We start from the raw sequence: 19,044 nt of genomic DNA on the forward strand, positions 1-19,044 counted from the left end.
GCAGGCGCAGCACGTGCTGCACGAGACGACGAGGTGGACCCATGCCCGCTGCTCCTGACCGTTCCAAGGCCCTCGAGGCCGCCCTCAGCCAGATCGACCGCCAGTTCGGCAAGGGCTCGGTCATGCGCCTCGGCGACGAGACCCGTGCCCCCGTCGAGGTGATCCCGACCGGCTCGATCGCGCTGGACATCGCGCTCGGCATCGGCGGGCTGCCCCGTGGGCGTGTCGTCGAGGTGTACGGCCCGGAGTCCTCCGGGAAGACCACCGTCGCGCTGCACGCCGTCGCCAACGCCCAGAAGGCCGGCGGCATCGCCGCCTTCATCGACGCCGAGCACGCGCTCGACCCCGAGTACGCGAAGAAGCTGGGCGTCGACACCGACGCGCTGCTCGTGTCGCAGCCGGACACCGGCGAGCAGGCGCTCGAGATCATGGACACCCTGATCCGCTCGGGTGCGATCGACATCATCGTCATCGACTCCGTCGCCGCCCTCGTGCCGAAGGCGGAGATCGAGGGGGAGATGGGCGACTCGCACGTCGGTCTGCAGGCGCGACTCATGTCGCAGGCGCTGCGCAAGATCACCGGTGCGCTCAACGCGTCCGGCACCACCGCGATCTTCATCAACCAGCTGCGCGAGAAGATCGGCGTGTTCTTCGGCAGCCCCGAGACGACGACCGGTGGCAAGGCGCTGAAGTTCTACGCCTCGGTCCGCATGGACATCCGGCGCATCGAGACCCTCAAGGAGGGCACCGAGGCGGTCGGCAACCGCACCCGCGTCAAGGTCGTCAAGAACAAGATGGCCCCGCCGTTCAAGCAGGCCGAGTTCGACATCCTGTACGGCGTCGGGATCTCCCGCGAGGGCTCGCTCATCGACATGGGCGTCGAGCACGGCTTCGTCCGCAAGTCGGGTGCGTGGTTCACGTACGACGGCGACCAGCTGGGCCAGGGCAAGGAGAACGCGCGCAAGTTCCTGCGCGACAACCCGGACCTGGCCAACGAGCTGGACAAGAAGATCAAGGAGAAGCTCGGCATCGGTGCCAAGGTCGACGCCCCGGCCGACGCGCCGGTCCCGGTCGACTTCTGAGCACCGTGACGGGTGCCACCGGCCGGTCCGCGGCGCGTCGCCGCGGCCGGTCGGCGACCGAGCCGCTGCAGGACGGCGCCGCCGTGCAGGACCCGGACGCCGACCACGAGTCGGTCGCCCGCAGCATCGTCCTGCGCCGGCTGGCCGCCGCGGCGCAGTCGCGGGGGCAGCTGGCGGACGCGCTCGCGCGTCGTGACGTGCCTCCCGACGTCGCGACCCGTGTGCTCGACCGCTTCACCGAGGTCGGCCTGATCGACGACGCGGAGTACGCCCGCATGTTCGTGCGGTCACGGCACGCCGAGCGTGGTCTGTCGCGCCGGGCGCTCGGCGTCGAGCTGCGTCGCAAGGGCATCGACGACGAGACCGCCGCGGCCGCGCTCCAGGACCTCGACGACGAGGACGAGGAGCACGCCGCACGCGAGCTCGTGCGCCGGCGCCTGCGCTCCACGACCGGCCTCGAGACGCAGGTCCGCGTCCGGCGCACCTACGGCGCGCTCGGCCGCAAGGGGTACGCGCCAGGCCTGGTCGCCCGGCTCGTGCGGGAGGAGCTGGCGGCCGAAGGGCTCGAGGACGACATGGCGAGCACACCGCCCGACGACTGACAGGCGGAGCGCGCCGCCCGACGACTGACGGGGGCGCACGCCGCCCGACCGACGGCGGAGCGCGTCGCCCGACCGACGGGTGACCGCCACCGGTGCGGACGCCCCTCCGCCGTCGTGCGTCCCGGCGTCGTCCGGCGTCGGTGCGCGTCGTGCGTCGTGTCCGGTCCCGCGAGGGCTCGGGCCGGGCGCCGTGCGATCATCCGAGACGTGTCCGCGTCCGTCGAGCCCGAGGTCGGGCGGCCGGCGCGCGCACTCGTCGACCGGAGCCGGGCGCTCGCGGACCGCGCGCGGGGCGTGATCGACCACCTCGACGCCGCCGTCCTGCAGGTCGCGGACGCGGTGGCGCAGGACCGCGAGCGGCGGGTGCTCGCCGAGCTGGCGCTCGTCCCGGTCACCCGCCTCGGCGACGCCACCGACCGCAACCTGCGACTCGGCCGGCTGGTGGACGCCGGCTACCACGCCGCGGCGGACCTCGTCGGTGTCCCCGCCGCCACCCTGGAGCAGGTCCCGGGCGTCGGGCCGCGCACCGCGCGGGCGACCGCGGCGGCCGTCGAGCAGCTCGCCGACGCGGTGCGCGAGGTGACCGCCCCGCGGCTGCGGCTCGACCGCCCCGACGGCACGCCCGACGTGCTCGCCACCACCCGGCTGCTCGCCCTGCTCGCCCGCACGCTGCGCCTCGAGCCGCTCGTCGGCCCGCACCGCCAGGAGCTCGCGGACCACGTGCGCACGGTCGACGCGTGCGCGCCGGCGGCAGCCGTCGCGCGGCACCGGCTGCGGTACGCGGTGGCCCGGCGCCCGACCAGGCAGGCGGCCGTGCGGGCGCTGCGGGTGCTGGCCGACGCGGACCACTGGGCGGCCCGCTCAGGGCTCCCCGCGCTCGTCGACCGGCTGCAGGCCGCCTGCGCCGAACCCGACCCGCCGCAGGCAGCGCTGTGGGACGACGTCGAGACGCGGCCCGCCACGTACACCACCGAGCTGCTGCGGCTGGTCCCGCACGCGGTCGACGTCGCCGCCGAGCGCGGGCTGCTCGCCGCCGAGCTGGCGGCCCAGGTCGCCGACCACCCCCTCGACACCACGAAGCTGCGGGTCCGGCTGCGCGGGTACCAGGACTTCGGTGCGCGGTTCCTGCTGCACCAGGGGCGCGCGCTGCTCGGTGACGAGATGGGCCTGGGCAAGTCCGTCCAGGCCGTCGCGGCCATGGCGCACGTCGCGACGCAGGGCGCGACCCACCTGCTCGTCGTGTGCCCCGCGAGCGTGCTGGTCACCTGGCAGCGGGAGATCGAGCGGCACTCCGCGCTCACCGTGGTTCGCGTGCACGGTCGCGACGCGGCCGCCGAGGGGGAGCGCTGGCGGCGCGAGGGCGGTGTCGCGGTGGCCACGTTCGGCTCCCTGCACCACGTACCCTCGCTCGACGCCCCGGTACCCGGGCCGCAGGTCGCGCCGGGGCAGGTCGACGGCGCGGACGCGTGGTCCGCCGGCGGCGGTGCCCCGCTCGGCATGCTCGTCGTCGACGAGGCGCACCTCGTCAAGAACCCCCGGGCCGAGCGGTCCCGCGCGGTCGCTGCGTGGGCGGGGCGCACCTTCCGCGTGGCGCTGCTCACCGGCACCCCGATGGAGAACCGCGTCGGGGACTTCGTCGCGCTCGTCCGGCTGCTCCAGCCCGACCTCGCCGACGGTCTGCCGCGCCACCTGGGTGCCGCCGGCAGGGACGCGTTCCGGCGCGCCGTCGCGCCGGTCTACCTGCGGCGCGACCGCGACGACGTGCTGGTCGAGCTCCCGGCGCTCACCGTGGTGGACGAGTGGGAGGAGCTGACGCCCGAGGGGCGGCGCCGGTACCGGGAGGCCGTGGCCCGCGGGGACCTCATGGGGATGCGCCGCGCCGCGTCCGTCCACGCGGGGCACCCCACGTCCGGCAAGCTGGGCCGGCTGCTGGAGGTCGTCGCCGACGCGCGGGCGCACGGCCGCCGGGTGGTGGTGTTCTCCTGGTTCCGCGAGGTGCTCGACGTCGTGGCGCAGGCGCTGGTGACCCACGGCGGCGCGACGGTGCTCGGCCCGCTCACGGGCGACGTGCCGCCGCACCGCCGCCAGGAGCTGGTCGACGAGCTGGCCCGGCTCGACCCCGCCGCCGGGGCGGTGCTCGTCGCGCAGGTGCAGGCCGGCGGCGTCGGACTCAACCTGCAGTGCGCATCCGTCGCGGTGCTCTGCGAGCCGCAGCTGACGCCCGCGGCCGAGGCCCAGGCGTTCGCGCGGCTGCACCGCATGGGTCAGCTGCGCCCCGTGACCGCGCACCGGCTGCTGGCCGAGCGCACGGTGGACGAGCGTCTGGTCGCGCTGCTGGCCGAGAAGTCCCGTGAGTTCGACCGCTACGTGCGCGACTCGCTGCTGGCCGAGCAGACCGTGCGAGCCGTCGACGTCACGGCACCGGAGCTGGCGCGGGACCTGGTCGCGTGGGAGCAGGCGCAGTGGGGGACGGGCCCGCTGTGGGAGGAGTTCGCCGACCCGGCGGCCCGCTGACCGCGCGGCGGGACGCCTCCGGGGCGCCCACCGGCGACAATGGTCGCGGCGCCGTGGGCGCGCCGATCTGGAGGAGGTGCCGTGGAGCCGGGTGCGATCGCCACCGTGGTGGGTCTGCTGGGGGCGTGCCTCGTCGCACTCATCCTCGTCCTCACGGCACGTCGGGAGGCCGACGAGCAGCGTCGCCGGGCCGCGCAGGACGTCGCGCAGATCCGCGACGACGCCCGCGCGATGCTGGCCGACGCCGAGCGTCGGGAGCGTCGCGTCGCGGACAGGGAGCGGGAGCTCGCCGCGGAGCGCACCGAGCTCGCCGAGCTCGAGCGTCGCACCCGCAGCGAGGCGGACGCCCTGGCGGAGGCGCGCCGGGCGGGTACGCGCGAGCTCGACAAGGCCGAGCGGGTCGCGGCCCGCACGCTCGCGGACGCGGACCGGGCGGCCAACGAGCGGCTTGCCGACGCCCGGGCGCGCGCCCGTGCAGAGCTGGAGTCCGTGAGCGGTCTGACGCAGGACGAGGCGCTCGCCGAGCTGACGCGCCGCATCACCGACCAGGCCGTCGACGCCGCCGCGGCGCAGGTCCGCCGCGCAGAGGCGCAGGCGCGGCGCACGGCGGACGCCCGTGCGCGGCGGATCGTCGCGACCGCCGTGCAGCGCGTCGCGGTGCCGACCAGCGCACAGCCGGTCGTCACGATCCTGCCGCTGCCGTCGGACGAGATGAAGGGCCGCATCATCGGCAAGGAGGGCCGCAACATCCGGCACTTCGAGGCGTTGACCGGCGTGAACGTCCTGGTGGACGAGACCCCGGACACCGTGGTCCTGTCCTGCTTCGACGCGGAGCGCCGGGAGGTCGCCCAGGTGGCGCTCGAGGCCCTGATGGCGGACGGCCGGATCCACCCGCAGCGCATCGAGGCGGCGTACGCCGAGGCGCTGGCCGGCGCCGACGACCGGCACGACGCGGCCGGCCACGACGCGGTCGAGCGCGCCGGCATCGACCACCTGCACGCCGACCTTGTGCGGACGATGGGCCGGCTGCGGCTGCGGTCGTCGTACGGGCAGAACGTGCTGGAGCACCTCGTCGAGAGCGCGCAGATCGCCGCGGCCATCGCCGCCGAGGTGGGTGCCGACGTCGCCGTCGCCCGGCGCGGTGCCTTCCTGCACGACGTGGGCAAGGCACTCACCGGTGAGGTCCCCGGGACGCACGCCGCGATCGGCGCCGACCTGGCGCGGCGGCTGGGGGAGTCCGACGCCGTGGTCAACGCGATCGCCGCGCACCACGACGAGGTGCCCGCCACCACGGTCGAGGCGGTGCTGGTGCAGGCCGCCGACGCGATCTCCGCGGCACGACCCGGCGCCCGCCGGCAGGAGATCGACCAGTACGTCGAGCGCATGGGGGAGCTGGAGTCCCTCGTCGCGGCGCACCAGGGCGTGCGCCGCGTGCTGGCCATGGCCGCCGGACGGGAGGTGCGCGTGGTGGTCGAGCCCGACGAGGTGGACGACCGCGCGCTGCCGCAGCTCGCCTCGGCCATCGCCAAGCGCATCGAGGCGGACCTGACGTACCCGGGCGAGATCCGGGTGACGGTCGTGCGCGAGCTGCGCGCGAGCGCCACCGCCGGCTGACGGGCCCGCTCCGGACCGGGTGGGCCGAACGGCGCACGTCCGAGGGGTGCGCCCCCGACGATCGCGTCGCCTCAGTGCCCCGTCGTGGCCCCCCGCGGTGCCGGCCCGGGTGCGGTGACGTCCACCGCCGGTGCGGCGGTGCGTCGTGTGCGACCCTGCAGGCGCAGCGCGAGCCGCGACAGGCTGATGTTGACGACCAGGTAGATCCCGGCGCCGACGGTGAACAGGGCCACGACCGACGCGTTGCCGAAGTACTGCGCGTTGTTCTGGATGGCCTTGAGCAGCTCGGAGTACCCGACGATGAAGCCGAGCGAGGAGTCCTTGAGCAGGACGACGAGCTGGGCGACCAGGCTGGGTGCCATGGTGCGCAGGGCCTGCGGCAGCAGCACCAGCCGCAGCGTCTGGCCGCGGGACAGTCCGATGGCGGCCGCGGCCTCGGACTGGCCCTTCGGCAGGGCCGCGAGCCCGGCACGCACGATCTCGGCGATGACGGCCATGTTGTAGACCGTCAGGCCGAAGATGACCGCGGCGAAGGCGCTCCAGCCGAACGCCAGCAGGGCGAAGAACATCATGAGCAGCACCGGCAGACCGCGGAACAGCTCGATCACGACCGACGCGGCGACGCGGACGGGTGCGAGGCGCGTGGTGCGGAGCACGGCCAGCACCAGACCGAGCAGCAGTGCCAGGGGCGCGGCGACGGCCGCGGCGCGCAGTGTGGCGCCCAGGCCGACGACGAGCAGCGACCGCCACACGTCGAGCGCGCTCTGGTTCTTCGGCGGGTCCCACAGGACGGCCCAGCGGTCGGCCTCGAAGACACCGCGTCCGGCGGCGTACCAGGCACCCACACCGACCAGGGCGAGGACGAGAAGGCCCCCGACGACGGAGCCGATCCGCTCGCGGCGGCGCGCGAGCGGGCCGGGGGCGTCGTACAGGACCGAGGTCGCACGGCTCATCGGGCGAACGCCACCTTCCGCTCCAGCAGGTTCGCGAGCTGACCTGCCGGGATCGTCACGACCAGGTAGAACAGCGCGACCCCGGCGAGGACGAGGACGACGTCGGCCGGGTTCTGCTGCGCGAGCCGCCGGCCCGTCGCCGTGAGCTCCACGACGGCGAACCCGGCGGCGACGGACGTGTTCTTCGCCAGGGCGATGATGACGTTGATCAGGGGCGGGATCACCGAGCGCACCGCCTGCGGCAGGATCACCGACGTGAGGGACTGCCCGAACGTCAGGCCGATCGCTCGCGCGGCCTCCGCCTGCCCCACGCCCACGGCGTTGATGCCCGAGCGCACGGCCTCCGCGACGAACACCGACGTGTAGGCCGTCAGACAGCCCACGGCCGTCCAGTAGCCGAGCGGCAGCACGACGCCGAACTGCGGCAGCACGAGCACCGCGAAGAAGAAGATCAGCGTGAGCGGCATGTTCCGCAGCAGCTCGGTGTAGGTCGCGGCGAACACGCGTAGCGACCCCAGGGGTGAGACGCGCATGGCGGCCACGGTCAGGCCGATGACGAGCGCGCCGAGGCCCGCGACGATCGTCAGCTGCGCGGTCATGCGGAAGCCGGCCAGGTAGGCCGGCATGTTGTCGGCGATGACCATGAGGTCCACGCGCGTCCTCCGGGTGCGTGCTCGTGCGGGCGGTCGGGCGCGCAACCCCGCCGCCGCGCGGGAGGCGGCGGCGGGGGTGCGGGTGCTCAGTAGCGGTCGACCGTCGGGGGCTCCGGGGCCGGCAGCACGGTGCCGGCGGTGGACTCCCACGCCTCGCTCCACGTGCCGTCCTCGAAGCTCTCCTCGAGCACGTCGTTGATCCACATGCGGAAGTCCGTGTCGTCGAGCGCGAGGCCGATGCCGTAGGGCTCCTCGGTGAACGGCTCCCCGCGCACCTCCATGTCGTCGTTGTCGGCCGCGAAGCCGGCGAGGATCACGTTGTCGGTGCTGATCGCGTCGACCTGGCCGTTGCGCAGCGGCTCGATGCACTCGGAGTACGCGCCGAGCGCCTGGACCTTCGCCTCGGGGTAGTTCTGCAGCAGGTTCGCCTCGGGCGTCGACCCCGACACGGTGCACACGTTCTTGCCCGCGAGGTCCTCGGGGCCCTCGATGTCGGTGTTGGACGTCATCGTGAGGATCGACTGACCGGCGAGGTAGTACGGGCCCGCGAAGGACACGACCTCCTTGCGCTTGTCGTTGATCGTGTAGGTGGCGACGACGATGTCGACCTCGCCGTTCTGGATGAACGGCTCGCGGTTGGACGAGATCGTCTCCTTCCACTCGATGTCCTCCGGGGCGATGCCCAGCTTGCCGGCGATGATCTTGCCGATCTCGACGTCGAAGCCCTCGGGCTCCCCGTTGGGGCCCACGAGGCCGAACAGCGGCTGGTCGAACTTGGTGCCGATGGTGATCGTGCCGGCCTCCGCGAGGGCCGCCATGGTCGACCCCTCGGGGAACTCGGCGGTCTCCTCGGCGGGTGTGGCCCCGCCCGCGGGCTCGGTGCCCTCGCCGTCGTCGGAACCTCCGGCGCACGCCGTCAGGGCGAGGACGGTGGCGGACATCAGGGCGATGAGCCCGGTACGGACGGGTCGCATGGTGCGTCTCCTTCGTGGCGTCGGCGCGTCGCGGCTGGGTCGACGTCGCGCCGGTACGGGTGCGGGGCCCGGGGCCGGGTCCCCGTCCATCAGTGGGTGAGGATCTTGGACAGGAAGTCGCGCGCCCGCTCGCTGCGAGGCGCCGTGAAGAAGGTCTCGGGGTCGGCGTCCTCGACGATCTGTCCCGCGTCCATGAACACGACACGGTGGGCGGCGCGCCGCGCGAACCCCATCTCGTGGGTGACGACGACCATCGTCATGCCGTCGCGCGCCAGGCCGACCATGACGTCGAGGACCTCGTTGATCATCTCGGGGTCCAGCGCCGACGTCGGCTCGTCGAACAGCAGGGCCTGCGGCTTCATCGCCAGGGCCCGGGCGATCGCGACACGCTGCTGCTGACCGCCGGACAGCTGCGCGGGCAGCTTTGCCGCCTGGTCGGCGACGCCGACGCGGTCGAGGATCTCCATCGCGGTCGCCCGCGCCTCGGCCGGGCGGACCTTCTTGGCCTTGACCTGGCCGAGCGTGACGTTCTCCAGGACCGTCTTGTGCGCGAAGAGGTTGAACGACTGGAACACCATGCCGACGTCGGCGCGCAGCCGCGCGAGGTCCCTGCCCTCCGCAGGCAGCGGCTTGCCGTCGAGGGTGATCGTCCCCGAGTCGATCGTCTCGAGTCGGTTGATGGTCCGGCACAGGGTCGACTTGCCCGACCCGGAGGGCCCGATCACCACGACGACCTCGCCGCGGTGGACGGTGAGGGACACGTCCTTCAGCACGTGCAGGGCACCGAAGTGCTTGTCGACGTGCTCCAGGACGATGAGTGGCTCGCCCGTCGGACGTGCGGCGGCGCCTGCGGACGGTCGCTCGGCGGTGGTGCTGTCGGCCATTGCTCGAACCTACGGGTGCTGTGTTGCGGACGCCATCGTTGCACGTCACGGTCCAGTAACAGCCCGTTCACACGGATTCTCCCCGGCGGCGCACCGCCCCGCGACGCGGAGGTGCTCCGGGGGGCGTCGTACCCTGGTGACGATGTCCACGACCCTGCCCGCCCCGGCGCCTGCGCACGTCCCCGGCCCCGCGACCGTCGGTCCACCGGACCCCGACGTGCGCCCGCGCACGTACCTGGTCAAGACGCTCGGCTGCCAGATGAACGTGCACGACTCCGAGCACATGGCCGGGATGCTCGAGCAGGCCGGGTACGTGCCCGCGGCACCCGCGGAGGCGGCCGCGGAGGACGTCGACGTCCTGGTCATCAACACGTGCGCCGTCCGGGAGAACGCGGCCGACAAGCTCTACGGCAACCTGGGCCGGCTGGCCGGCACCAAGCGGACGCGCCCCGGCGGCATGCAGATCGCCGTGGGCGGCTGCCTGGCGCAGAAGGACCGCGCGGGGATCGTCGAGCGCGCCCCCTGGGTCGACGTGGTGTTCGGCACGCACAACCTCGACGTGCTGCCCACGCTGCTCGAGCGGGCGCGGCACAACGCCGCCGCCCAGGTCGAGATCGCCGAGTCGCTGCAGGTCTTCCCGAGCACCCTGCCCACGCGTCGCGAGTCCGTCTACGCGGGCTGGGTGTCGATCAGCGTCGGGTGCAACAACACCTGCACGTTCTGCATCGTCCCCCACCTGCGCGGCAAGGAGCGCGACCGCCGCCCGGGCGAGATCCTCGCCGAGGTCGAGGCGCTCGTCGCCACGGGTGCCATCGAGGTCACCCTGCTCGGTCAGAACGTCAACTCCTACGGCGTCGGGTTCGGCGACCGGCACGCCTTCGGCAAGCTCCTGCGCGCCGTCGGCGCCGTCCCCGGGCTCGAGCGGGTGCGGTTCACGTCCCCGCACCCCGCGGCCTTCACCGACGACGTCATCGACGCGATGGCGAGCACGCCCACGGTCATGCCGCAGCTGCACATGCCGCTGCAGTCCGGCTCCGACCGGGTGCTGCGGGCCATGCGCCGCTCGTACCGGGCGGACCGGTTCCTGGGCATCCTCGAGCGGGTGCGCGCCGCCATCCCGCACGCGGCGATCACCACCGACGTCATCGTCGGGTTCCCGGGGGAGACGGACGAGGACTTCGAGCAGACGCTGCGCGTCGTCGAGCAGTCCCGCTTCTCCTCGGCCTTCACCTTCCAGTACTCCCCGCGCCCGGGCACGCCCGCCGCTGACCTGCCGGACCAGCTCCCGCGGCACGTGGTGCAGGAGCGGTACGAGCGGCTGGTCGCGCTGCAGGAGCGGATCTCCGCGGAGGAGAACGCCGCCCAGGTCGGCCGCACGGTGGACGTCCTGGTCGCCGAGGGCGAGGGACGCAAGGACAGCGCCACGGCGCGCATCTCCGGACGGGCGCAGGACAACCGGCTCGTGCACCTGGCGCTCCCCGTCGGTCTCGACCCGGCCGACGCACCCCGCCCGGGTGACCTGGTGACCGTCGAGGTGACCCACGGCGCCCCCCACCACCTCGTGGCGGACTCCGGCCTCGTGCCGGGCGGGGTCTTCCGGGTGCGGCGCACCCGGGCCGGCGACGCCTGGCAGGCGCGGGCGGAGGGCCGCGAGGAGCACGCGCACGGCGCGTCCGGCGGCGCCTGCGGCACGGGCGCCCCCGCACCCGCCGGTCCGGTCGTGCTCGGCCTGCCCGCGATCGGGCGCCCGGGCGCCTGACCCGGCCGGGGCACCCGCGACCCGGGTCCTTCGGACCAGGCCGCCACCAGCGGTGGGGTCTTCAATGGGTGGGACGGCGTTGCCGTCCCGCAGCCCCGTGGAGCCGTCATGTCCGAGGTCTTCCTGTTCCTCGCCCAGCAGCCTGTCCTCCTGCTGTTCGTCGTCATCGGTGTCGGCTCGGCCATCGGGCACGTCCGGGTCCGCGGCGTCGGCCTCGGGGCAGCCGCGGTGCTGTTCCTGGCCATCGGGCTCTCGGCGTGGGCCGCGTCGTACGGGGTGAACCTCGAGATCACCGAGGCGCTGGGCACGCTCGGGCTCTGCCTGTTCACGTTCTGCGTCGGCCTGGTGTCCGGCGCCACGTTCTTCTCCTCGCTGCGCCGCAGCCTCGCGCCGATCCTGGCCGTGGCCGGCGTCCTGGTGGCCAGCGCGGCCGTCGCCGTGGGCGTCGGCGGCGTCCTCGGGATCGACCGCGCGGTGGTCGCGGGCGCGTGGGCCGGCGCGGTCACCAACACCCCCGCGCTGGCGGCGGCGCGCGACGCCGCCGGGGACGCGACCGGCCCGACCATCGGGTACGCCGTCACGTACCTGTTCGGGGTCGTGGGCATGCTGGTCGCGGTGTCGCTCGCGCTGCGGCACCGGGACCTCGACACCGACGCCCCGCCGACGCTCGTCACCCGCACCGTGCGCGTCGAGGCGACCGGGCGACCGCGCATCGAGGACCTGGAGGAGCGGCACGGGGACCGCATCAAGTTCTCCCGCGTGCGGCGCGGCGAGGAGGCCCCGATCCGCACCGCCGACGGGGGTGACCTGCTCCTGCTCGACGACCTCGTCACGGTCGTGGGCCCCGCCGAGGACGTCGACGCGGTCACGCGCGAGCTCGGGCACGCCTCGTCGCACCGGCTGGAGGCGGACCGGCTCTACCTCGACATGCGGCGCATGACGGTCTCCGCGGAGCGGGCCGCCGGGCGCACCATCGGCGAGCTCGACCTGCTGCACCGGTTCGGTGCCACGATCTCGCGGGTGCGTCGGGGGGACGTCGACGTCGTCGCCACGGACGACTTCCAGCTGCAGCTCGGCGACCGGGTGCGCGTCATCGCGCCCCGCGAGCGCATGGCGGAGGTCTCGGCGTGGTTCGGCGACTCGGCGCGCGGGCTCTCGGACATCGTGCCGGTCGTCCTGGGCGGCGGCATGACCCTCGGGATCCTGCTGGGCGCCGTCGCGTTCCCCGTGCCCGGCGGTCACTTCGCCGTCGGGTCGGCGGCGGGGACGCTGCTGGTCGGCCTCGTGCTGGGCCGGCTGGGACGCGTCGGACCGGTCGTCACCGCCATGCCCTACACGGCGGCCCAGGCCATCGCCGAGCTCGGTCTGCTGATCTTCCTCGCCCAGGCGGGCACGCGGGCCGGCGCGCAGATCGGTGCCGCGTTCACGTCGGGGGACTGGCTGCGCATCCTGCTGCTGGGCGCGGTCGTGACCACGTTCGTCGCCACCGGGCTGTACCTCGTCATGCGTCGGGTGTTCCGGGTCGGGGGGACCCGCCTGTCGGGCATCGTCGCCGGCGCGCAGACGCAGCCCGCGGTGCTCGCGTTCGCCAACGGCCGCACGGGGTACGACGCGCGGGTCGCCCTGGGCTACGCCCTGGTGTACCCGGCGGCCATGGTCACCAAGATCGTGCTCGGGCAGCTGCTGGGCGGGCTGTGAGCGTCAGTTGTCGGGCACGTCCGGGGGCGGGGTGTCACCGGGGACGACGGGCTCCAGCGCGGCGAACAGCTGCACGCCGGTGCCCAGCCCGCAGGCCAGCAGCTGCGCCAGCTGCAGGTCCGTGACCCCGGGCTCCAGGTCCGCCGAGACCTCCGCGTAGACGGCGAGCGCGCCGTCCTCCTCGCGCACGTAGGCCTTCGGCCAGATGCGCTCGCGGTTCCAGTCGTTGATCGCCAGCGCCAGCGGGCGGCGCTGCTCGAGGGGGAGCGTGCGCTGCCACCTCCCGCGGACCTGCAGGATCTCCTGCTGCTCACCGAGCAGCAGGAACCAGAACCGGCTGCCGTCCCACGTGCCGGTGAGGTCGCCGTCGTCGTCCACGACGAAGCGGTAGCCGCGTCCCAGCAGGTAGTCGGCCACGCGGTCCCGCGTCAGGGGGCGCGGCGGCTCGTCGTCCAGCGGCGTCGTCTTGGCCGGCTTGGGCAGGCCGCCGAGGACCCGCAGGAGCCACCCGGGGGCGCTCACGGGGCCGCCCCCGCCGGGTCCGGGTACCGCTCGTCCAGCGCGTCGAAGAGCATGCTGCCGGTCGACAGGCCGCAGAACAGGATCTGGCTGAGCTGGGCGTCGGTGGCACCGTGCTCGAGATCGGTGGCGACCTCGGCGACCACGTGGACGCGGCCGTTGTCCCGCACCCGGGCGTACGCCTTGGGCCAGATGCGCTCGGCGTTCCACTCGTTGCACAGGTCGAGGACCTCCTCGAGCCGCTCGATCGCCAGCTCGCGGTGCCACTGCCCGCGCACCTGCAGGATCTCGGACTGCGCGCCGAAGAGGAAGAAGTAGAACAGCCGGCCTCGCCACAGACCGCCCAGGTCGCCGTCGTTGTCGACGAAGTACGAGAACTGGTTGTCGGTCATCCACGACGCGATCCGCGCGGGGGAGACGGGTGTCGGCGCCGCGCTGCCGTGCTCGACGGTCCCCAGCTCGCGGGCCAGCAGCTCCGCGACCCGCTCGTGGAGGTCGGCGTCGTCCACGCCGACCTCGGGCGTGCCGGTGACCGGGCGGGTGCCGGACCACCACCGGCGTGCGCGCTGACGGAACCACCCCATGCGCCGACCCTACCCGGCGCCGCCGACGAGCGGCCTGCCGGTGCGCGGGGCGGGACGGGCGCACGCGGCGCGTTACGGTCGGTCCGTGCTCGTCGCTGCCGCTCTCGTCCCGGACACGGTGCTCCTGCTGCCCGGCGTCGCGGGGCGTTCCCCCGAGGACCCCGCGCCGGTCGCGCTGCGGCGGGCGGCGGCCACCGCGACGGCGCGTGCGGTCGCCCACGCCGACCGGGTGGTCGTGGTCGCGCCCGGCCCGCTCACGCGGTGCGTCGTCGGGCCCGTGCACGCCGGTGCCGCGGCCGCGGGGGTCCCGGACCACCTGCTCGGCGCGCCCGTGCCCGACCTCGTCCTCGGCCCCGTGCCCGGTGCGCCGCCCGTCCCGGGAGCGCCGGGGACCGGTGCGGTCGTCGGGCTGCGGTCGGCCCTCGACGCCGGTGTCGCGGCGGACCGGCTGCACCTGCTCGAGGTGGCGCCCGGCCCGGTGACCGGGCTGCGGGCCGTGGGTGCGGCGCTCGGCGCGGACGTGCCGACGGCCCTGGTCGTCGTGGGCTCGGGATCCGCGCGGCACGGCCCGGGCGCCCCGCTGCCGCAGGACGCACGGGCTCCCGCGTGGGACGGCGCCGTGGTGGCCGCGCTCCGCGCAGGCGCTGGCCGGGCCCGCGACGCGCTCGCGGGGGCGGACGCGGGGACGGCGGCCGACCTGGCCGCCACGGGCTGGGCGCCGTGGCAGGTGCTGGTCGGCGCGCTCGACGCGCTGCCGCCCGGTGCGCCCGCCCTCGCGCCGGAGGTGCTGCGCGCGGACGTGTGGCACGGCGCCGCCCACGCCGTCGTGCTCTGGGAGGTCGCGCCGTGAGCCTCGTCGTCGCGGTCGTCGGCCCCACCGCCACCGGCAAGTCCGACCTCGCACTCGACCTCGCGCAGGCCCTGGGCGCGGAGGTCGTCAACACCGATGCCATGCAGCTGTACCGCGGGATGGACATCGGCACGGCGAAGCTGGCCCCGGAGGACCGCCGCGGGATCGCGCACCACCTGCTGGACGTGCTGGACCCGCTGGAGGAGGCGTCCGTCGCGGACTACCAGCTGCTCGCGCGCCGTGTGCTGCGGGACGTCGACGCCCGGGGGTCGCGGGCGGTGGCCGTCGGGGGCTCCGGGCTGTACGTGCGCGCCCTGCTCGACCGCATGGAGTTCCCCGGCACCGATCCGGAGGTGCGCGCGCGCCTCGAGGAGCGCGTCGAGGTGGAGGGTGTCCGTGCCCTGCACGACGAGCTGGCCGCGCTGGACCCGGTCGCCGCCGCCGGCATCGGGCCGCGCAACGCCCGCCGGGTGGTGCGTGCGCTGGAGGTCGTCGCGCTGACGGGGCGCCCGTACTCCGCGACCCTGCCCCGCCACGAGTACGAGGTGCCGGCCCTGCAGATCGGTCTGGACTGCGACCGGGCCGCGCTGGACGCCCGCATCGAGGTGCGGGTGGACCGGATGTGGGACGGCGGCCTGCTCGCCGAGGTGGAGCGCCTCGAGCGGCACGGGCTGGGTCGCACGGCGTCGCGCGCGGTCGGGTACGCGCAGGCGCTCGCCCACCTGCACGGTGGGCTCGACGCCGATGCGGCGCGTGCCGCGACGGCCGCCGGCACGCGGCGGCTCGCCCGCAAGCAGATGGGCTGGTTCGGGCGCGACCCGCGCGTCCACTGGCTCGACGCCCGTGACCCGGACCTCGTCGCGCACGCGCTCGAGCTGGTCGAGGCGGCCGACGCCGACCGGCTCCCGCCGCCCGACCCGGACGCACGCGTGCGCCGTACGCTGGGCTCGTGACCGCCCCCACCGTCCCCGTCGCGAGCACCGTCGCGAGCACCCCCGCGGACCCTGCGGCGACGTCCGCCGCAGCGGGTGCCGCCGCGCCCGTGACGCTCACCGCCGTCCGGGGGCACGGCACGCAGAACGACTTCGTGCTGCTGGACGACCGGGACGGCGTGCTCGACCTGACGGCCGCGCTCGTGGCACGGCTGTGCGACCGCCGGGCGGGCGTGGGCGGGGACGGCGTCATCCGTCTGGTCGCCACCCGGCACGTCCCCGACGCGCCGGACGGCACCGCCGCGACGCCGTGGTTCATGGACTACCGCAACGCGGACGGGTCGATCGCGCAGATGTGCGGCAACGGCGTGCGCGTGTTCGCCCGGTTCGCGCAGCGGCTGGGGCTGTGGGACCCGGCGACCGGGCCGCTCGCGCTCGGGACGCGTGCCGGCGTGCGGACGGTCGCGGCCACGGAGCCCGACGTCGGGTCCGGTCCCTGGTTCACCGTCGGGATGGGTGCGGTCACGCTGCCGGCGGGCCCCGACGCCCTTGCGGTCGGCGGCGACGCGCACGTGGACGTGGCCGGCCTGACCGTGACGCGCCCGGGCCTGTCCGTCGACGTGGGCAACCCGCACACGGTCGTCGTGCTCGCGCAGGAGCAGGACCTGGAGGCGGCGGACCTGACCCGGGCGCCGGACGTGACCCCGCTGCCGCCGCAGGGGACGAACGTCGAGCTGGTGGTGCCGCTGGGCGAGCAGGTCGCCGCCGACGGGACGGTCGTGGGGCGCCTGCGGATGCGGGTGCACGAGCGCGGCGTCGGCGAGACGCGGTCGTGCGGGACGGGCGCCGTCGCGGCGGCCGCCGCCGTCCGCGCCTGGGGCGGCTCCCAGGCCCCGCGCACGTGGCTCGTCGACGTCCCGGGCGGGACGCTGCGGGTCACGCTGCACGCCGACGGCCGGGCGGACCTGGCCGGGCCGGCCGTGCTGGTCGCCGACCTGGTCGTGGACGTGGCGGCGCTGGACGCGTGACCGCGGCGTTCACGGCGTCCGACCTCGGGTCGCCGCTGGGGGAGCGGGCCACGCTGCTGCAGGTCTCGACGGCGTTCTGCGCGCCGTGCCGTGCGGCCCGGCGCGTCCTGGCGCGGGTCGCCGACGCGGTCCCCGGGGTGCGGCACGTCGAGGTCGACGTGGCCGACGCCCCGCACATCGCCGCCGCCCTGGCCGTCACCGCCACACCGACGGTCGTGGTCCTCGACGCCGACGGCACGGTCGTCGCCCGCGCGCAGGGCGTGCCGACGCCGCGTCAGGTGCTCGGGGCGCTCGGTGCCGCGCTGCCCGCGGAGCCGTCCGACGGCGCGAGCGCCCCGCGCCGCTCGGTCGGCGGGACGCCGACGCGCCCCGCGACGAGCACCGCGCCCAGCGCGAGCACGCCCGTGAGCAGGAACGACCCGACGAACGGCGCGGGGCCGGCGTAACCGGCCGCGCCCCCCGCGGTCACGAACACGACGCCGGTCAGCGCGAGCGCGAGTGCCGCGCCGACGGAGTCGGCGATCGAGTTGGCGGCGCTGTTGCGTCCCTGGTCCGCGGGCGTCGACCACCCCAGCAGCAGGACGTTCAGCCGGGACGAGCCGACGCCCATGCCGGCCCCGGTGGCGGTCCACACCCCCACGAGCGCCCACGCCGGCAGCCCGAGCGCCGTCACCAGCGTCGCGCCCGCGACCCCCACGAGCACCAGCGCCGTGCCGATGCGCACGGCCGTCCGGCTGCGCAGCCGGGACCCCAGGCGGCCCTGGACGACCGACCCGACCGACCACGCCAGCGCGGCCGTCGACAGCCCCAGGCCGCTGGCGGTGGTGCCCCACCCGTCCCGGTCGACCAGGAGGTAGGGGACGTACACCTGCGCCCCGAAGAACGCGCCGGAGACCAGGACGCGGGTCGCGATCACGGCGGGCAGGCCGGGGCGCGCACGGAGCGCGCCCTGCGGCACGAGGGGACGGGTGGCGCCGACAGCGCCCAGGGCGGCCGTCACCGCGACGACCTGGGACCACGGCGCGGGCAGCTGCGCGGCGACGTTGAGCGCGAGCACCGCGACCGCGACGAGCACCGCCCACGCCACCCGACGGGCCGCACGGTCACCGGAGGGGGGCGCCGTCGCCCGGTCGGGCACCGCCGACCCCGCGAGGCCCCGCACCGCACCCAGCAGGGGGATCGTGGTCGGGACGACGAGGACGGCGACGGCGAGGAACACCCAGCGCCACCCGGCGAGGTCCGCGACGAGACCCGCGAGCGACGGCCCCACCACCGACGGCAGCACCCACGCCGTGGAGAACCACGCGAACACGCGCGGGTGCAGGACCGGGGGGTACGCGCGGGCGACGACGACGAGCAGCGTGACGTTGACGACGCCGCCCCCGAGCCCCTGGGCGAGCCGCCCCAGCACGAGCACCGGCATCGACGCCGCCGCCCCGGCCACGACGAGACCGACCACGAACAGCGCGACGCCCGCGGCGAACGGCGGGCCCGGCCCGCGCCGGTCGGACCACGCGCCGGCGACCACCATGCCGACCACCCCGGTCGCCAGCGGCCCGGCGAACGCGAACGCGTACAGGGCGCGCCCGTCGAGCACCTCGGCCACCTGCGGCATCACGGTGGTCACGGCGAACGACTCGAAGGCGACCAGCACGACCAGCGCGAACATCGCCGCGGAGATCGTGCGTCGGGCGCGCCACATCGCGTCCGGGGTGGCGTCCTCGGGGGGTGTCACGGCGTGACCGTCACGGCGCGACCCGCAGCACCCGGAACCCCTTCGCGCTGGCCTCGCGGGTGGTGGGCAGCCCGGCCTCCTCCACCAGCCAGCGGTGCAGCGGGTCGGCGCCGAGGTTGCGTCCCACGACGAGCCAGCCCTCGCCGCCGGGTGCCAGCCGGGGCAGCCACCGCGTCAGCAGCTCGTGCAGCGCGGGCTTGCCGATGCGCACCGGCGGGTTCGACCAGACCGCTGCGAACCGCAGGTCGTCCGGGACCTCGTCGGGGGTCGCCGCCACGACGTTCGTCAGGCGGAGCCGCGCGGCGTTGCGGCGCACCAGGTCGAGCGCGCGCTCGTTCACGTCCACCGCCCACACCCGGGCGTCGGGCGCGAGCAGCGCGAGGGTGAGGGTGACGGGTCCCCAGCCGCAGCCCAGGTCGAGCAGGTCGCCGCGGTCCGGCGGTGCCGGCACCGTCCGCAGCAGCACCTGGGTGCCCAGGTCGACGTGGTCGGGGGAGAACACGCCCCCGGCCGTCTCCACCTCCACGTCGCGTCCCGCCAGGTGCACGCGCAGCGTGCGGCGTTGCTCGGCGGAGGCCGGTCGGGCCGTGAAGTAGTGCTGCCCCTGCGGGTCGTCGGTGCCGCTCACCTGCCGAGGCTAGCGGTGCGCGAGGGGTGTGCCTG

At 75.3% G+C, this 19,044-nt stretch carries 17 protein-coding genes and 1 pseudogene; 10 read left to right on the forward strand and 8 right to left on the reverse strand.

The features are described 5' to 3' along the window. Window positions 1-41: 41 nt before the first annotated feature. The 4 genes from recA (at window position 42) to rny (ending at window position 5,812) form a co-directional block, all read left to right on the forward strand. On the forward strand, window positions 42-1,082 hold the full coding sequence (gene recA / locus BMZ16_RS15090) for a recombinase RecA (RefSeq protein WP_089801884.1): 1,041 nt from the start codon (window positions 42-44) through the stop codon (window positions 1,080-1,082). A 5-nt stretch (window positions 1,083-1,087) separates the two neighbouring features. Continuing rightward, window positions 1,088-1,684 carry a regulatory protein RecX gene (locus tag BMZ16_RS15095; RefSeq protein ID WP_089801886.1) on the forward strand — a complete coding sequence of 199 codons (597 nt, stop codon included), beginning with the start codon at window positions 1,088-1,090 and terminating at the stop codon, window positions 1,682-1,684. A gap of 207 nt (window positions 1,685-1,891) precedes the next feature. After that, on the forward strand, window positions 1,892-4,198 hold the full coding sequence (locus BMZ16_RS15100) for a DEAD/DEAH box helicase (RefSeq protein WP_218143371.1): 2,307 nt from the start codon (window positions 1,892-1,894) through the stop codon (window positions 4,196-4,198). 81 nt (window positions 4,199-4,279) lie between these two features. Then, window positions 4,280-5,812 carry a ribonuclease Y gene (gene rny, locus BMZ16_RS15105; protein WP_255366718.1) on the forward strand — a complete coding sequence of 511 codons (1,533 nt, stop codon included), beginning with the start codon at window positions 4,280-4,282 and terminating at the stop codon, window positions 5,810-5,812. Between the two features lie 71 nt (window positions 5,813-5,883). On the opposite strand, the gene BMZ16_RS15110 is transcribed toward rny, so the two are convergent. The 4 genes from BMZ16_RS15110 to BMZ16_RS15125 form a co-directional block, all read right to left on the reverse strand. Then, window positions 5,884-6,765: an amino acid ABC transporter permease gene (locus tag BMZ16_RS15110; protein WP_089801890.1), complete on the reverse strand. Its 882-nt coding sequence runs from the start codon at window positions 6,763-6,765 to the stop codon at window positions 5,884-5,886. Then, on the reverse strand, window positions 6,762-7,409 hold the full coding sequence (locus BMZ16_RS15115; RefSeq protein WP_089802174.1) for an amino acid ABC transporter permease: 648 nt from the start codon (window positions 7,407-7,409) through the stop codon (window positions 6,762-6,764). The genes BMZ16_RS15110 and BMZ16_RS15115 overlap by 4 nt, the downstream gene beginning before the upstream one ends. Window positions 7,410-7,504: 95 nt before the next feature. Further along, entirely contained in the window at window positions 7,505-8,392 is an 888-nt protein-coding gene (locus BMZ16_RS15120; RefSeq protein ID WP_089801893.1) for a glutamate ABC transporter substrate-binding protein, read from the reverse strand. Window positions 8,393-8,481: 89 nt separating this feature from the next. Next, on the reverse strand, window positions 8,482-9,276 hold the full coding sequence (locus tag BMZ16_RS15125) for an amino acid ABC transporter ATP-binding protein (RefSeq protein ID WP_089801895.1): 795 nt from the start codon (window positions 9,274-9,276) through the stop codon (window positions 8,482-8,484). A gap of 142 nt (window positions 9,277-9,418) precedes the next feature. Between BMZ16_RS15125 and miaB the strand changes: the two genes are divergently transcribed. Beyond that, window positions 9,419-11,035 (forward strand): tRNA (N6-isopentenyl adenosine(37)-C2)-methylthiotransferase MiaB, encoded by a 1,617-nt coding sequence (miaB, locus tag BMZ16_RS15130; protein WP_089802176.1) that lies wholly within the window; start codon window positions 9,419-9,421, stop codon window positions 11,033-11,035. A gap of 108 nt (window positions 11,036-11,143) precedes the next feature. Continuing rightward, entirely contained in the window at window positions 11,144-12,733 is a 1,590-nt protein-coding gene (locus BMZ16_RS15135; RefSeq protein ID WP_089801897.1) for an aspartate:alanine exchanger family transporter, read from the forward strand. A gap of 3 nt (window positions 12,734-12,736) precedes the next feature. On the opposite strand, the gene BMZ16_RS15140 is transcribed toward BMZ16_RS15135, so the two are convergent. Together BMZ16_RS15140 and BMZ16_RS15145 are read right to left on the reverse strand one after the other, a co-directional pair. Continuing rightward, a complete protein-coding gene (locus tag BMZ16_RS15140; protein WP_089801899.1) occupies window positions 12,737-13,255 on the reverse strand; it encodes a type III secretion system chaperone family protein in 519 nt (172 codons plus the stop codon). Then, complete coding sequence (locus BMZ16_RS15145) at window positions 13,252-13,836, reverse strand: type III secretion system chaperone family protein (protein WP_089801901.1); 585 nt, start codon at window positions 13,834-13,836, stop codon at window positions 13,252-13,254. The genes BMZ16_RS15140 and BMZ16_RS15145 overlap by 4 nt, the downstream gene beginning before the upstream one ends. Window positions 13,837-13,921: 85 nt before the next feature. Here BMZ16_RS15145 and BMZ16_RS15150 point away from each other — a divergent pair, with 85 nt between their 5' ends. The 4 genes and pseudogenes from BMZ16_RS15150 to BMZ16_RS19840 form a co-directional block, all read left to right on the forward strand. Beyond that, window positions 13,922-14,686: a hypothetical protein gene (locus BMZ16_RS15150; RefSeq protein WP_143082856.1), complete on the forward strand. Its 765-nt coding sequence runs from the start codon at window positions 13,922-13,924 to the stop codon at window positions 14,684-14,686. Next, window positions 14,683-15,639: a tRNA (adenosine(37)-N6)-dimethylallyltransferase MiaA gene (gene miaA / locus BMZ16_RS15155; protein ID WP_089801905.1), complete on the forward strand. Its 957-nt coding sequence runs from the start codon at window positions 14,683-14,685 to the stop codon at window positions 15,637-15,639. The genes BMZ16_RS15150 and miaA overlap by 4 nt, the downstream gene beginning before the upstream one ends. Then, window positions 15,636-16,646, forward strand: coding sequence for a diaminopimelate epimerase (gene dapF, locus BMZ16_RS15160; RefSeq protein ID WP_369822634.1), 1,011 nt, complete (start codon window positions 15,636-15,638; stop codon window positions 16,644-16,646). Before miaA ends, dapF begins: the two co-directional genes overlap by 4 nt. Beyond that, window positions 16,643-16,897: pseudogene (locus BMZ16_RS19840) on the forward strand (thioredoxin family protein); the annotation flags it as partial. The gene dapF and the pseudogene BMZ16_RS19840, both read left to right, overlap by 4 nt. A gap of 23 nt (window positions 16,898-16,920) precedes the next feature. On the opposite strand, the gene BMZ16_RS15170 reads toward BMZ16_RS19840, so the two are convergent. Together BMZ16_RS15170 and BMZ16_RS15175 are read right to left on the reverse strand one after the other, a co-directional pair. Next, window positions 16,921-18,381: an MFS transporter gene (locus BMZ16_RS15170; RefSeq protein ID WP_255366719.1), complete on the reverse strand. Its 1,461-nt coding sequence runs from the start codon at window positions 18,379-18,381 to the stop codon at window positions 16,921-16,923. A 10-nt stretch (window positions 18,382-18,391) separates the two neighbouring features. Further along, complete coding sequence (locus BMZ16_RS15175) at window positions 18,392-19,009, reverse strand: class I SAM-dependent methyltransferase (RefSeq protein ID WP_089801907.1); 618 nt, start codon at window positions 19,007-19,009, stop codon at window positions 18,392-18,394. Window positions 19,010-19,044: the final 35 nt, after the last annotated feature.

Origin of the sequence: Cellulomonas sp. KH9, assembly GCF_900114185.1 — a bacterium.
Lineage (GTDB): Bacteria > Actinomycetota > Actinomycetes > Actinomycetales > Cellulomonadaceae > Cellulomonas.

What these genes read in the sequence shown, in the direction of transcription:
- BMZ16_RS15120 (WP_089801893.1), bottom strand. Translation starts at nt 8,392, where the DNA reads ATGCGACCCGTCCGTACCGGGCTCATCGCCCTGATGTCCGCCACCGTC.
- BMZ16_RS15145 (WP_089801901.1), bottom strand. Translation starts at nt 13,836, where the DNA reads ATGGGGTGGTTCCGTCAGCGCGCACGCCGGTGGTGGTCCGGCACCCGC.
- BMZ16_RS15125 (WP_089801895.1), bottom strand. Translation starts at nt 9,276, where the DNA reads ATGGCCGACAGCACCACCGCCGAGCGACCGTCCGCAGGCGCCGCCGCA.
- BMZ16_RS15135 (WP_089801897.1), top strand. Translation starts at nt 11,144, where the DNA reads ATGTCCGAGGTCTTCCTGTTCCTCGCCCAGCAGCCTGTCCTCCTGCTG.
- recA (WP_089801884.1), top strand. Translation starts at nt 42, where the DNA reads ATGCCCGCTGCTCCTGACCGTTCCAAGGCCCTCGAGGCCGCCCTCAGC.
- BMZ16_RS15110 (WP_089801890.1), bottom strand. Translation starts at nt 6,765, where the DNA reads ATGAGCCGTGCGACCTCGGTCCTGTACGACGCCCCCGGCCCGCTCGCG.
- miaB (WP_089802176.1), top strand. Translation starts at nt 9,419, where the DNA reads ATGTCCACGACCCTGCCCGCCCCGGCGCCTGCGCACGTCCCCGGCCCC.
- BMZ16_RS15115 (WP_089802174.1), bottom strand. Translation starts at nt 7,409, where the DNA reads ATGGTCATCGCCGACAACATGCCGGCCTACCTGGCCGGCTTCCGCATG.